The following is a 13,932-nucleotide window of genomic DNA, read 5'->3' on the forward strand; positions in this document are numbered from 1 at the left end:
GGCCGCTGACCGTCGCGTCGGGCCGCGTAGGCTTGCGTGGGTGAGCACCTCTTCATCCGATCAGCCCGAGGACGGGCGCATCGTCCTGGCCGGCACGCCCATTGGAAATCTCGAGGACGCGCCGCCGCGGTTGCGCAGGGCGCTGGCAGAAGCTGACGTCGTCGCGGCGGAGGACACCCGCCGCCTGCACCAGCTGCTGGCCGGGCTGGACGTGAAGCTCAGCGGCAAGGCCGTGGCCTATCACGAACACAATGAGGCGGACCGAGCCCGCGAACTCGTGGACGCCGCGGAGTCCGGCGCGCAGGTCGTGGTGGTCTCTGACGCCGGCATGCCCACAGTCTCCGATCCGGGCTTTCGTGTGGTGGAAGAGGCGGCTCTGCGAGGCATCCAGGTCTCCGTGATCCCCGGTCCCTCCGCCGCATTGGTGGCCCTGGCCGGATCCGGACTTCCCACCGACCGTTTCACCTTCGAGGGCTTCTTGCCGCGCAAGGCGGGGGAGCGGCGCGAGCGTCTGCATGAGCTGGTCGGGGAGCGGCGCACCATGGTCTTCTATGAGGCCCCGCACCGCATCGAGGCCACGGTTCAGGCCCTGGCAGAGGCGTTCGGCGCCGAGCGCCGGGCCGTCCTGGCCCGGGAGCTGACCAAATTTTACGAGGAGTTTCGGCGCGGAACCCTCGGTGCCCTCCTGGAGGGCGTGCGGGAGGTCCCGCCGCGAGGCGAGATCGTGATGGTGGTGGACGGCGCCCCGGCCGCGCCGCCCGTTCGCCCGGAAACGCTGGTCGCGGCCGTTGAGGCAGCCATCGCCGCCGGGGAGCGGCTCAAGGAGGCCTGCGCCACCGTGGCCCAGGGAACAAATGTATCCAAGCGGGAGTTGTATGAGGCGGTGCTGAAGGCACGCAAGGGCTGACTCGCCCCGTCAGGGTGAGCGCACGGCGTCGCCCCTTCTGACCTGCATGCGGCGAGGGTCACGTCACGCTTTCGCGGCGCGGCCCTTGCAAGACTTACCGTTGTTCTTGGTGTGCGGCATCCGCTGTACCCAGGGCATTTTTCGAAGGAGAGAGATGAACGTGACTGCGGAACGCGAGGCGGAGCTGATCGCTTCCATCCCCAAGGGTCTTCTGATCAATGGGGAATGGCGCGACGCCTCCGATGGCGGCACCTATGACGTGTTTGATCCGGCGACCGGCAAGGTGTTGGCCACGCTGGCCTCGGCCACGAGCGAGGACGCACTGTCCGCTCTGGACGCTGCAGACGCCGCCCAGCGCGAGTGGGCGCTGACCGCCCCGCGCACGCGCGCAGACATCCTGCGCAAGGCCTTCGACATCATCCAGGAACGCAAGGAGGACTTTGCGCTCGTCATGACTCTGGAGATGGGCAAGCCCTTCTCCGAGGCGCTGGGTGAGGTGACCTACGGCAGCGAATTCCTGCGCTGGTTCTCCGAGGAGGCGGTGCGCCACTACGGTCGCTACCTGACCACCCCCGAGGGCAAGAACAAGATTCTTGTGCAGAATAAGCCGGTGGGCCCGTGCCTGCTCATCACCCCCTGGAACTTCCCGCTGGCCATGGCCACCCGCAAGGTGGGCCCCGCCGTCGCCGCGGGCTGCACCATGGTGCTCAAGCCGGCCAAGCTGACCCCGCTGACCTCGCAGCTCTTTGCGCAGGTCATGATGGAGGCCGGCCTGCCCGCCGGCGTGCTGAATGTGGTTTCCTCCGCCTCGGCATCCAAGATCTCCGGGCCCATCATGGCGGATCACCGCCTGCGTAAGGTCTCCTTCACCGGCTCCACGCCCGTGGGTGTGCAGCTGATGAAGGCCGCCGCTGACAACGTGCTGCGCACCTCCATGGAGCTGGGTGGCAACGCCCCGTTCCTGGTGTTCGAGGACGCCGATCTGGACGCCGCCGTTGAGGGCGCCATGGCCGCCAAGATGCGCAACATGGGCGAGGCCTGCACGGCAGCCAACCGCTTCATTGTTCAGGACACCGTCGCGGACGCGTTTGCGTCCAAGTTTGGTGCGGCCATGGCCGCGCTGAAGACGGGCCGCGGCACCGAGCCGGAGACCACCGTTGGCCCCCTGATCGATTCCAAGGCACGCGATGAGGTCCACGCGCTCGTGGAGGCCGCGGTCTCCGAGGGCGCCACGGTCGCCGTGGGCGGCAACAAGGTGGAGGGCGAGGGCTACTTCTACCAGCCCACCGTCCTCAACAACGTCCCCAACGACGCCACGATCCTGCGCCAGGAGATCTTTGGGCCGGTGGCCCCGATCACCACGTTCCACACGGAGCAGCAGGCAATCGACCTGGCCAACGCCTCTGAGTACGGGCTCGCTTCGTACCTCTACACGGCGGATGTCTCTCGGATGTTCCGCGTCTCGGAGCAGATCGAGTTCGGCATGGTCGGCTTCAACGCCGGCGTCATCTCCAACGCCGCCGCCCCGTTTGGCGGCGTGAAGCAGTCCGGCCTGGGCCGTGAGGGCGGCGCCGAGGGTATCGCCGAGTACTCCACCGTGCAGTACATCGGCATCGCCGATCCCTACGCCGGCCGTTGATTGTCCCCGCCGGCCCAGTGTCGGTATGAACGCAAGGTGCCCCACCGGAAATCCGGTGGGGCACTTTTGCGTTGGCGCCGGACGGCGGCGGGTGGGGGCTCGGCGCTTGGCTCGCCCCACTACCTGCTGGTTAGCGCTTGCCGGCCTTGAAGCCGGTCTCCATGACGGAGGCCAGGTTGTACGAATGGTGATTCTTGCCGGCCAGCACGGTGCGGGTGGTCTTGAAGCCCTTGGAGGTGAAGTAGCCGCGGCCCTTGGCGCTGGCCTTGTACGCCGACCACTCGTTGGCGTTGGAGGACTGGCCGTAGCCGTCCTTGGAGCCCACCACCCAGTGCATGTCGAAATTGGTGCGGAACGCCGTGCTCGGCTTGGAGATGGAGGACGGGGCGCCGCCTCCGGCCAGCAGGATGGTGCCGCCGTAGCCGTAGGAGTCCTGAGAGCGCTTGGCCAGTTCGTAGGTGATGTACTCGGCTCCGCCGGAGTAGCCCATGTACCAAACGTTGGACTTGGAGATGCCGCCGGTGCTGCGCAGGTAGGAGTCAAGTCGCTTGATGTAGCCCGCTGTGGTCCCGGACTTGTACCACCAGGTGTAGCCCATGGACCGGGTGTACCCGGCCGTCACGTGCTTGGGCATGACCAGCAGCATGTTGCGCTTGGCCGCGACCTTGGCCATGGCCTTGGCCTTGGATCCGGTGGGGGAGTTGGAGACCGCACCCTTGTAGCCCGGGTAGTAGTCGCCGTCCAGGTACATCATGAGGCCAACGGGCCGCTTCTTGTTGACCCCACCGTTCAGGACCGAGTACTTCAAGCCCTGGTAGTTCAGGTTTGAGCCCACCTTGAGCTTGGAGAAGCTACCGGGCGTGGCCTTCTTCTTCGCGGCCTTCTTCTTGGGTGCTGGCTGAGCTGGCGCGACGGAGAGGACCTTGACGTAGCTCGGGGACACGTATCCGGTCTTGCCCTTGTGGCTCACCCGGTACCAGCCGTTGCCTGCACGCAGGGTGGAGGTGACCTTGGTTCCCTTGGGCAGGGTGGCAAGCCGTGCCGTCTTGGTGGACCTACCCTTGCGCAGTTTCAGCGCCGCGGTGGTCTTCAGCGTGGTCTTCCTGATGGACTTGTTGGCTGCGGTCCTCGCCAGCGTCGTCGCGACGGAAACGTTTGCCACAGAGACCGATGCGGCCCACGGCGAGGCAACCACGGTCGCATGCACGCTGGGTGCGGCCACGGAGGAGCCCGCGTGAACGGTAGCGGCTGATGCGGCGGGCGCACCGGCGACCAGGGCGCTCAAGAACACACCGCTGGTCAGCGCGATCCCCGCGAGGCGGCGGCCGGTCAAGGCAGGGGGGAGGGAGGGGTTCATGCAGGGGCTCCTGGGTGCAGGGCGACGGGCGTGAACCCGGCGAAAAAACGCGAGTGATTCTCTGAGTATGGGGCGATGAAAGCCGTGATGCAACCGTGACCTTTGGCTAACACTGTGCCCCTATCCAGCCCCGCCGGTGCCCCGCCGGTGCCCCGCCGGTGCCCCGCCGGTGCCCCGCCGCAGCCCGGGCTGCAGCCCCATCCGCCGGAGTCAGTGCTTGCGCTTGCGCTGTTCCGCGGCGGCCCGGAGCACGTCCAGGTCCGATAGCAGCCGCTCACCCGCGGCGCGGTCGGTCTCCGGCGCGGCACCGGCGCGTCCCGAACTCGGCCCGTAGCGGTCCCGGTCGACGGCGCTTGCGAGCCTCTGCGCGGCGTCGTGCGCCTCACCGTCCGGGAACCACGCGGCGGCGGCCTCCGGGGAGGGCCGCGTCCAGGCGGAGGAGCCGTGCCTTGCGGCGCGGGCGGCCTGGCGCCAGGCCAGCTCGGCGGCCCCTGGGCCGCCGGCGCCAATGGTGGCGGTGCGGCGCGAGGCCAGCGCGGAGCGTGCGCCCCACGCGCCACCGAGCAGCAGGGCCGCGGCCAGGACGGCCCCCACTGTGGGCCACAGCCATGGCGGGGCCTGCGCTGCGGCAGGGGAGGATCCGGCCTGGGCGTTGCCGCTAGTGGAGGTGGCGTCGGCGGCCGAGGAAGCCGCATCGCGCGTGGTGCGGGTGGGGTCCGCCGCGGCGCTGGAGGGGGTGGCGCTGGCGGAGGTGCTCGGCGCCGCCGAGCTGCTGCTGGCCCCCGGTGATTCCACCAGGGCGTCGGAGGTGGTTCCGGCGCGGCCGGGGGTGGGGTCAAAGGCCACCCAGCCCACGTTGACGAAGTACAGCTCCGCCCAGGCGTGGGCGTTGCGCGAGTTCACGTCAAAGGTGGTCCCCTCCACCCCTGCCACGTTCCCGGCCTGCTTGCTGGATGTGCCGGGGGAGTATCCCAGGGCAAGCCGGGCCGGGATGCCCTCGGAACGAGCCATGAGCACCATGGTGGAGGCAAAGTGCACGCAATAGCCTGACTTGGTCTCCAGGAAGCGCTGCACCATGTCCAGGCCGCCGGAACGCCCGTTGGAGGAGACCGGGGCCTGCTCGGAGTAGCTGTATTGGGCCGAGGTGAGGTGATCCCGCAGTGCGGCGGCGATGCGGTCCGGGCGGTTTTGTGCCCCGGCATCCTTGACGACTCGCTGCGCCAGTGTCCGCACCGGCTCCGGGATCCGGTCCTGATCCGCCTTCAGGGGATCGGCGGAGTCAATCCGCGCCCCGGATGCCGGATCGGCGATTTCGCCGTTGGTGTCGAGGCCTTCCTGGGCAACGTCCTTCAGGGACGGGGAGGAACTGAGCTGCTGGGAGCTGGGCGGCTGCAGAAGCTGGGCCGTGTACCTGCCACCCTCCACGGTCTGGTTGGCGCGCTGGCGCAGGGTGCCGGTGCTCAGTTGCTGCGCAAAAGACCCGTCCAGGCCCGTCACCTTGGTGGTGTCCTGCGGCAGAGCCACCCAGGGGGAGGCGTAGCCCACGGCGTCGATCCCCACCGCGGCGCCCGGCTTGCGTTGGGCCTCCGTGGTGTTCGGGTTCGTGGATTCTCCGGTCCAGCTGTCCGCCTCCCCGCCGTTCAGGACCCAGCTGGGGTACCCGGTGCCCACCATTTCCTGTGCGGTCGGCGCGTGTGCGGGCGCACCGCTGGGGCTCCCCGCGCCGTCTGCTGCATTCGCCTGGTTGGTGCCCCACGGTTCTGCGGCGAGCGTGTCCCCGGCTTGGTAGGGCGTGAACCCCTCCTCTGAGGGGCGCCACTGCGCCGCGAGCAGGTCGCTGATCGTGTTGGTGCGCAGGTACACAGACGAGTCGGCCGGCGCGCTGTAGCGCAGCACGGTGCGGCTGAGGGGGCTGCGCAGGTCGCGGCTCAGGTCAAGGAGTGGGTCCACGCCCATGAAGGAACCGGGGGTGATCCAGCGCGAGCCCACGGGGAACTGGCCGCGTTCCGGTTCCGGGACCACGAGCGCCGGCGCGGCAGCAGCTGCCACGGCGGCGGCCGCCACGGTGACGGTGGCTGCGAGGGCGCGGACGGCCTGCAGAGAGGCCCGACGCCGCGTGCCGGCCTCGCTGCCCCGCGTCACCGGGGCCGGTAGTGGGCGGCGCGGGAGCAGAAGGAGCGCCACGACGGCGGCTCCGACGCACGCCAAGACCACCGTGCCGAGGGGGTTTTCGATGCTGAAGGATGACGCAACGGCGGGGGCAAGGACCAGGGGAATCCCCAGCGCTGGGGCACGGAGGCGGCCCCGGCAGAGCATGTCAAGGACCCACACCAGGAGCCCCACGCAGGCCGCGGAGAACGCGGTCACCTCCGTGACCGGTTGGATGGGGGCCACGTCGTTGGCGAGCGCGGAGGCCAGGTTCTGGGTCGCGTCCCGCAGGCCCGCAAGCGTCTCCGGACCGGGCAATGGCCCCCAGCGTTGGGTCGCCGGGACGGCAATCATCTGCGTCGTGGACGCCACCACCAGCGGTTGCAGCACCCAACCAGGCCACGAGCGGCGGGTCACGATGCGGGAGAGGGATCCCACCAGAGCCACCGCGGCCGCGTTAACAAAGAGCGGCGCGTACCAGGTGCCCCCGTCCACCAGCAGCCCAAGCACGGGCAGGACCGCCAGCAGCACGATCACCAGCAGCACCAGCTGCTCGCCGAACTCTCTGCGCGGGCTGGAGATGCGAACGGGACTGGGGTGATCCAGGCCCGCCCGCTTGGTTCGCTTGCCCGCTGTCGCGTCGGCGTAGGCCCCGCCCGAGCGTCGGCCCGGCTCGTCCTCCACGGGCGGGCGCTGCCCGGGTGAGCCCATCAGGGTGGCGCTCACGAGGCACCCGCCAGGGTGTGTGCGCTGAGCGTTCGCCAGGTCCAGCCGGCCCGCTCCCACGCCGCGAGGACCGCGGAAGGCGGGGCAGCGTCGTCGGGCCCATGCATCAGAACAGTGACCCGCCTGCGGGAGTGCCGTCCCGGCCAGGTGGCCGCAGCGTCCCCAGGGATGCCAGTGATGATGACCAGGCTGCCAAGGCCCGCGCCCAGAGTGGGCTGCGCCGTGGAGGGGGAGGGAACCGAGCTGGCCAGCAGGGTGTCCAGACGCCCCTGCGTCCACGCAGGGAAGGCCGCGATGTCCGCGCCGGGGGTGCCCTTGCGCAACACCGTGGCTGCCGCGGCCGCCGTGCGTAGCGCCGCGTCGTAGGAGGCAGTGGAGGCGGTCCGTCCGCCGCCCGGCTCATGCACCCAGGTGGGCGCTCCGCCGTAGTGTGCGCTCTGGCGATCCAGCATCACGGCGGGCACGCCGTCGTGATCCTCGGCGTCCGGGCGCACCATCATGCGCCCCTGCCGCGCGGACACCGGCCAGTGGATGCGCCGGTAGGGATCACCCTCCTGGTAGGGGCGCGTCAGCGTATCCGCCTCGGAACCCTTCTGGGTCCGCGAGGGAAGCAGCTCCTCCCAGTCGCCATCGGAGACCTGGGTGGAGGGCGGCAGGGCCACGGTGAGCTCGTGCCCAGGGTCCTGCGGCTGGGTTCGCAGCACCAGCCCCAAGGGGTCGGTCCTGATGCTGAGGAAGGGGCCAAGGCGGTAGCCGCCGCGCAACGGGAAACGGGCCAGGTAGGTCACGGGCTCGTCGCCGCGGCTTGTGGCGTGCTGAGGCTGGAACCCACGCAACAGCTCGCGCCCGGGGCCGGGGTCATGTCCCTCCACCGTGAGGCGCACCAAGGACTGGCCCCCCACCTCCGGGGTCTCATTCAGGCGCCGCTGGACCCGCACCTGCTGGGGCCCGCGGGGGCGCACCCACCACCAACCAAGCAGCCACGCCGCCAGCGGCAGCGCGATGAGCAGGCCCCCAAAGGCGGCCAGCTCGGGGCGTCCAAGGAAGCTCGCCGCCGCCAGGAGGGCGGCACCAAGCAAGACAAGGAGGACGGCCCGCAGAGTGGGGCGGGGGACGCGCACGCGCAGGCCCGGGCTAGCGGCGACCGGCCAAGGCGCCGCGTCCGCTGGGACTGGGCGCGGGGACCGAGGCGAGGACCGCCTCGATGATGGTGGCTGCCGCGGTGCCCCGAGCGTCGTCCGGCACGTGAAGCACCACGCGGTGCCCGGCCACGGCCTGCGCCACATCCACAATGTCGCTTGGCGTCACATAGTCGCGGCCCGTACTGGCCGCCTCCGCCTGAGCCATGCGCATCCACTGCAGCAGCGCGCGGGGGGAAACCCCGAGGCGAATCTCCGGGTGCTCACGCGTGGCGCGTCCAAGGCGAACCAAGAAATCGGTGACCTCCTCGGCCACGTGCACCTCGGTGACCAGGCCCTGCAGGTGCGCAATCGTGGCCGCATCTGCCACGGGGCGCAGCACGTCCAGCGGGTCAGAGACCCGGTGCCGTGTCAGCATGCGGGCCTCTGCCTCCGCGTCCGGATATCCGGGGGAGAGGCGCACCATAAAACGATCCCGCTGAGCCTCGGGGAGGGGGTAGGTCCCATCCAGATCCCAAGGGTTCTGTGTGGCCACCACCATGAACGGGGTGGGGAGGGGGTAGGTGGTGCCGTCCGTGCTGACCTGGCGCTCTTCCATGGCCTCTAGCAGGGCGGACTGCGTCTTGGCCGGGGCCCGGTTGATCTCGTCCGCGATCACCACGTTGGCAAAGACCGGGCCCTCATGGAAGCGCAGGTCCTTACTCTGGCGATCAAAAATCTGTACGCCGGTCACGTCGGAGGGCAGCAGGTCCGGGGTGAACTGGATCCGATTCACCGTGCCGTCCACCGCGCGCGCCAGGCTCTTGGCCAACACCGTCTTCCCCACGCCCGGGACGTCCTCCAAGAGGACGTGGCCGCCTGCCAGCAACACGGTCACCATCCGGTGGCAAACCTGCGAGTGTCCGTCCACCACGGTGGCCAGCGATTCCTCGAGCGCCTGGGAGGCAGACTGGACGTCCAGAAGGGTGAAGGACAAGGTGACTCCTTGAAGCGCGGCAGGCGTGAGCAGAATCACCGTACCCCAGTGGGCGGGCGCATGTGAGCGCTAGCATGCGGAGCACTTTGGGGACCCACTAAGACGCTTCGTGAACTCAGTTGTGACCTGGCTCCCGGCCCCGAGACCAAACGTTGACACTTTTGCTTGTGGGCACCAAGCTGGACAGGTCGGCCGCCAGCACGGGGCCGCCTCAGCTCGGCCTCAGAGGGCGGGCGAGAACCAGTTCCGGTGATAGGTGTCATGAAGGCACGCTCCAGCGGACCCAAGGGGCGTCGGATGCATTGCGCATGCGACGCCCCTTCTGCGTGCCCGGCCCGCTCCCATTACCCTGGAAGCCATGCCGTTCTCTCCCGCCGCAGTGCCCGGTCAGACCCCTCCCGCCTACCTTCCGCGCGTCGCACCAGCAGCGCAGGCGCACCCAGAGGACGGGCAGTCAGGGGACGGGCAGGCCGGGGAAGGGCCGTCTGGCGCAGCCGGCGAGCACGTCCGCCGCTCCACCAAGGCAGGGGACGGGCGCAAGCGCCGCCTGGAATACCCGCCCGCCCCGGAGCCGCTGCCGTTCCCCGTCGTGGATAACCACACGCACCTGGACTTTCGCGACGGCGTGGTTCAGGTGTCGCTGAGCGACGCGCTTGACGCCGCGGCCGCCGTGGGCGTGGAGGCCGTGGTGCAGGTGGGCTGCGACGCCGAATCCTCGCGATGGGCCGTGGAGGCCGCGGAGGCCGATGAGCGCGTCCTCGCCGCCGTGGCCCTGCACCCCAACGACGCGGCTGTGGCCGCGGAGCGCGGCACGTTGGAGGCGGAACTGGACGTGATCTCGCGCTTGGCCTCCCACCCACGTGTGCGCGCCATCGGTGAGACGGGGCTGGACTACTTCCGCACGGGGGAGGGCGGCCGCGCCGCGCAACACGACTCCTTCCGCCGCCACCTCTCCATCGCAGCCAAGCACCACCTGGCCGTGCAGATTCACGACCGGGACGCGCATGAGGACGTCATGCGCATCCTCGAGGAGGAGCGCTTCGGTGGGACCGTGGTCTTCCACTGCTTCTCCGGCGGTCTGGACATGGCCCGGGTGGCGCGGGAGAAGGGCTGGTACCTCTCCTTTGGTGGCACCGCGACCTTCAAGAACAACGACGAGCTGCGCCAAGCCCTGGCGCTGGTGGGCCCGGAGCGCCTCCTGGTGGAAACGGACGCGCCCTTCCTGACCGCCATGCCCTACCGTGGGCGCCCCAATGCGCCGTACCTTATCCCGCTCGCCGTCCGGGCGCTCGCCGAGACGCTCGGCGTGGACGTGAAAGGTTTCTGCCGCGCCCTGCGAGCCAATACCGCGGACGTCTACGGCTCTTTTCGGCGCTGACGCCGGCTCCTTTCGGCGCTGATCGGGGCCCTCCCGTGCCGGCGTGTGCTGTTTCACCGTCACCTTCTCTTGCCCCAAGGTCACGGAAAGGTTACGGTTGAGTCACTCCTTGGGCTTGCGGATTGCACTGCGCCCAATCGATTCCGACGGTAGGACACACGTGGATAAGCGCGGCAAACGATGGCTCGTGATGGGCGCCCAGGGCATTACTTTGAGTGCACTGGTCGTAGGAACCGCGGCTTTTGTGAGCAGCGATAAGACCGTTCAGCTCAGCGTGGACGGGGAGTCCCGCTCGGTGCAGACGTTCGGCTCCACGGTGCATGACGCTCTCCGGGCCGCTGGCCTCGAAGTGGATGGCCACGACCAGGTCTCGCCGGGCCTTGATGACTCCATCGCTGACGGCTCCACCGTCAACGTTCGCCTGGCCAGGGACGTCACCGTGGTGGTGGATGGCACCCCTCGCACGGTCCAGACCACCGCGCAGACCGCGGGTGACCTGGCTGATCAGCTGGGCCTGTCAGAGCAGAGCAAGCTCTCCCTCGGAGAGAACATTCAGCTGGCCTCCTCCGCCAGCCCGCTCTCCGTCACCACGCCCAAGAGCGTGACGCTCAACCGTGCGGGCAAGACCAGCACGCAGACCACCACCGCCCTTGACGTGGCCGGGTTCCTGAAGGAACAGGGCGTCACGGCTGACTCTGATGACACGATCAGCCCCGCGGGCAACACCGTGATCACGGACGGCATGGAGGTGGAATGGGCCAACATCTCCACCAAGAAGGTCACAGAGAAGCGCTCCCTGAAGCACCTGACCCAGGAGATCGAGGACGACGATCTGGTGGTGGGAGAGAAGAAGACCACCACCAAGGGCAAGGACGGCTCGGAAGAGATCGTCTACGAGGTGCGGTACCGCAACGGCGAGGAGCTTGGCCGCAAGAAGAGCTCAGCCAAGACCACCAAGAAGCCGGTGGCTGAGGTGGTCTCCGTCGGGACCAAGACCAAGAAGGAAGCCGCTGCGGAGGCAAAGAAGGAAGCCAAGGAGAAGGAATCCAAGGCGAAGAAGGACAAGGGCGGCTCCTCCGCAGAGGATTCTTCCGGCGGCACCACCTCCACCGGCGGCGTGTCCGGCGTGTGGTCCAAGCTCGCCAAGTGCGAGTCCGGCGGCAACTGGGGCATCAACACCGGCAACGGTTACTACGGTGGCCTGCAGTTCACCAAGTCCACCTGGGACGCCATGGGCGGCGGCAAGTACGCCGCGTTCCCGCACCAGGCCAGCGCCTCTGAGCAGGTGGCCGTGGCCAGCAAGCTGCAAAAGCGTGCGGGCTGGGGCCAGTGGCCCGCGTGCACCAGCAAGCTGGGCCTGCGCTAAACCCTGACAACCGCTTCACTGCCCGACGCCGCTCCCTCACCGGGGCGGCGTCGTCGCGTTGGGGGCGCGGCGCGCCCGGTGACAGTGCGCGCCCGGTGACAGCGCGCGCCCGGTGACAGTGCGCGCCCGGTGGCCATGCGCCGTCGGGCAAGCGGCCCCGCGCGGCCCGGCCGGGGGACCCCAGTAGACTGACCGGGTGAATCCGCAGTCGACTCCTCCCACAGAGCCCGCAGCCGCAGCAGGCACCGCAGCCACCTCGGTGCCCTCGGTTCCTTCCGAGCCGGACTCCGCTGGGGGCTCCGCACCGACCGCCGCCTCCGCTGAGGCCACGGTGAGCCCGCTCTTTGGCGCCGTGGACATCCGCAAGTTGGCGGAGGAGCTGGACATCCGGCCCACCAAGACGCGCGGTCAAAACTTTGTGATTGATGGCAATACCATTCGCCGGATCGTCGCGGCCGCCGGGATTGACCCGAGCGAGCACGTGCTGGAGGTGGGCCCTGGCCTTGGGTCGCTGACCCTTGGGCTCATCGACGCGGCGCGCCACGTCACGGCGATTGAGATCGAGGAGGCGCTGGCGCAGCGTCTGCCCGCCACGGTGGCGCAGTGGCGCCCGGGCCGGCAGGAGGATCTCACCCTGATTCACGCAGATGCGTTGCGGGTAACCCAGGTGGCGGGTGAGCCCACCGCTCTGGTGGCCAACCTGCCGTACAACGTGGCCGTTCCGGTGCTGCTGCACCTGCTCGCCACCGTCCCGAGCCTGGAACACGGTCTGGTGATGGTGCAGGATGAGGTCGCGGACCGGCTGGTGGAGGGGCCCGGCTCGCGCACGTACGGCGTGCCGAGCGTCAAGACCGCCTGGTACGCCCATGCCCGCAAGGCGGGCGTGATCGGCAAGAACGTCTTTTGGCCGGCACCCAAGATCCACTCCGGTCTGGTCGCGTTCACCCGGCACGAGCCCCCGCGCCAGGACGTGGCGCGCGTGGACGTCTTCCGGGTGATCGACGCCGCCTTTGCCCAGCGACGCAAGACCCTGCGCGCCGCCCTCTCCGGGTGGGCCGGTGGCGGGGTGGCCGCCGAGGAGTTCCTGCGGGCCGCCGGAGTTGATCCGCAGGCGCGCGGGGAGTCCCTCGGTATCAAGGAGTTTGCCGCCATCGCAGCGGCGGCGCAGGCGGCCGGGCACGTGGCCGGCCAGCCGGACGCGCGCAAGGCGCCAGACGTGCGCGAGATGCTTGACCCCTCGGACGCGCCGAACGCCATCGACGCACCCCCCATCACTGACGCACCACACTCTCCCGACGGGCTCCGCTGGGGGGCCACGTCGTGAGGGACTTCGCGACCGCCGCCGCTCCGGGCAAGATCAACGTGGCCTTTCAGGTGGGTCCGCTGCGTGAGGACGGCTACCACGACGTGGCCAGCCTGTACCTGGCACTCGACCTGCAGGAACTAGTCACCGCCTATCCCGCCGAGGCAGGCACCGCCTACGCGGAGATGAGCGAGGCCTCCACGATCATCCTTGAACCCGACGAGGTCCCGACCGGTGAGGACAACTTGGCCGTCAAGGCGGCCCGGCTCCTGTGTGAGTACACGGGGCACGAGGGCGGTGTGCGCCTGAGCATTGCCAAGCACGTCCCGGTGGCCGGCGGCATGGGCGGTGGTTCCGCGGACGCTGCGGCCGCGCTTGTGGCGTGCGATGCGCTGTGGGGCCTTGGACTTTCCCGCGGCGAGCTGATGCGCCTGGGTGCCCGCCTGGGTGCGGACGTGCCCTTCTCCATGACGGGTGGGGCCGCCGTGGGTCTCGGTGTGGGGGACGAGCTCTCCCCGCTCCTGCACGTGGAGCCAAGCCACTGGGTCCTGATCCCCGCCAGCTATGGCCTCTCCACGCCGCGCGTGTACGGGGTCCTGGATGAGTTGCGTGCCAGCGCGTCACGGGGCGAGGCGGAGGGAATCGGCATCGATCCGGAGCTGGTCACCGCGCTGCGCGACGGCGACCCAGAAACCGTGGCGCCGCATCTTCGCAACGATCTGCAGGCGGCAGCGGTGCACCTGGCGCCGGAGCTGGAACAGGTCTTTGAGGCCGCCAAGCACGCCGGTGCGCTGGCAAGCCTCGTCTCCGGATCCGGCCCCACCGTGGCCGTCCTGGCTCGCGACGGCCGCGAGGCCAAACGCATCGCGACCCAACTGAGCGACGAGCTGGAGGTCCGGGCCATCCCGGCCCAGGGGCCGTCACAGGGCGCCCGCCTGCTGCGCTGAACCGCGCACCCGGCCACACGCCGTCGGGCAGGTGCTTTGCCAGCGT

General features: G+C 69.5%; 9 protein-coding genes and 1 pseudogene. 6 read left to right on the forward strand and 4 right to left on the reverse strand.

Annotated elements, in window-relative coordinates; all coding sequences use genetic code 11:
- The first annotated feature begins 40 nt into the window (after window positions 1-40).
- Both rsmI and DWQ67_RS05875 read left to right on the forward strand, forming a co-directional pair.
- Complete coding sequence (gene rsmI, locus DWQ67_RS05870; RefSeq protein WP_121484908.1) at window positions 41-907, forward strand: 16S rRNA (cytidine(1402)-2'-O)-methyltransferase; 867 nt, start codon at window positions 41-43, stop codon at window positions 905-907.
- Between the two features lie 154 nt (window positions 908-1,061).
- On the forward strand, window positions 1,062-2,546 hold the full coding sequence (locus tag DWQ67_RS05875; protein WP_121484666.1) for an NAD-dependent succinate-semialdehyde dehydrogenase: 1,485 nt from the start codon (window positions 1,062-1,064) through the stop codon (window positions 2,544-2,546).
- A gap of 130 nt (window positions 2,547-2,676) precedes the next feature.
- Here the strand turns inward: DWQ67_RS05875 and DWQ67_RS05880 are convergent, their stop codons facing one another.
- The 4 genes from DWQ67_RS05880 to DWQ67_RS05895 form a co-directional block, all read right to left on the reverse strand.
- Window positions 2,677-3,903: an SH3 domain-containing protein gene (locus DWQ67_RS05880; RefSeq protein WP_121484667.1), complete on the reverse strand. Its 1,227-nt coding sequence runs from the start codon at window positions 3,901-3,903 to the stop codon at window positions 2,677-2,679.
- 210 nt (window positions 3,904-4,113) lie between these two features.
- A complete protein-coding gene (locus DWQ67_RS05885) occupies window positions 4,114-6,777 on the reverse strand; it encodes a DUF3488 and transglutaminase-like domain-containing protein (protein ID WP_121484668.1) in 2,664 nt (887 codons plus the stop codon).
- A complete protein-coding gene (locus DWQ67_RS05890; RefSeq protein WP_158595385.1) occupies window positions 6,774-7,898 on the reverse strand; it encodes a DUF58 domain-containing protein in 1,125 nt (374 codons plus the stop codon). Before DWQ67_RS05890 ends, DWQ67_RS05885 begins: the two co-directional genes overlap by 4 nt.
- 13 nt (window positions 7,899-7,911) lie before the next feature.
- Window positions 7,912-8,892 carry an AAA family ATPase gene (locus DWQ67_RS05895; protein WP_233555935.1) on the reverse strand — a complete coding sequence of 327 codons (981 nt, stop codon included), beginning with the start codon at window positions 8,890-8,892 and terminating at the stop codon, window positions 7,912-7,914.
- A gap of 358 nt (window positions 8,893-9,250) precedes the next feature.
- Here DWQ67_RS05895 and DWQ67_RS05900 point away from each other — a divergent pair, with 358 nt between their 5' ends.
- The 4 genes and pseudogenes from DWQ67_RS05900 (at window position 9,251) to DWQ67_RS05915 (ending at window position 13,886) form a co-directional block, all read left to right on the forward strand.
- A complete protein-coding gene (locus DWQ67_RS05900; protein ID WP_121484670.1) occupies window positions 9,251-10,270 on the forward strand; it encodes a TatD family hydrolase in 1,020 nt (339 codons plus the stop codon).
- Window positions 10,271-10,430: 160 nt separating this feature from the next.
- Window positions 10,431-11,636 carry a resuscitation-promoting factor gene (locus tag DWQ67_RS13995; RefSeq protein WP_121484671.1) on the forward strand — a complete coding sequence of 402 codons (1,206 nt, stop codon included), beginning with the start codon at window positions 10,431-10,433 and terminating at the stop codon, window positions 11,634-11,636.
- Window positions 11,637-11,967: 331 nt separating this feature from the next.
- Window positions 11,968-12,798, forward strand: a pseudogene (rsmA, locus tag DWQ67_RS05910) (16S rRNA (adenine(1518)-N(6)/adenine(1519)-N(6))-dimethyltransferase RsmA); the annotation flags it as partial.
- Window positions 12,799-12,956: 158 nt separating this feature from the next.
- Window positions 12,957-13,886 (forward strand): 4-(cytidine 5'-diphospho)-2-C-methyl-D-erythritol kinase, encoded by a 930-nt coding sequence (locus DWQ67_RS05915; protein ID WP_121484672.1) that lies wholly within the window; start codon window positions 12,957-12,959, stop codon window positions 13,884-13,886.
- Window positions 13,887-13,932: the final 46 nt, after the last annotated feature.

Source organism: Galactobacter caseinivorans (genome assembly GCF_003640665.1).
In the GTDB taxonomy this organism is placed as follows: domain Bacteria; phylum Actinomycetota; class Actinomycetes; order Actinomycetales; family Micrococcaceae; genus Galactobacter; species Galactobacter caseinivorans.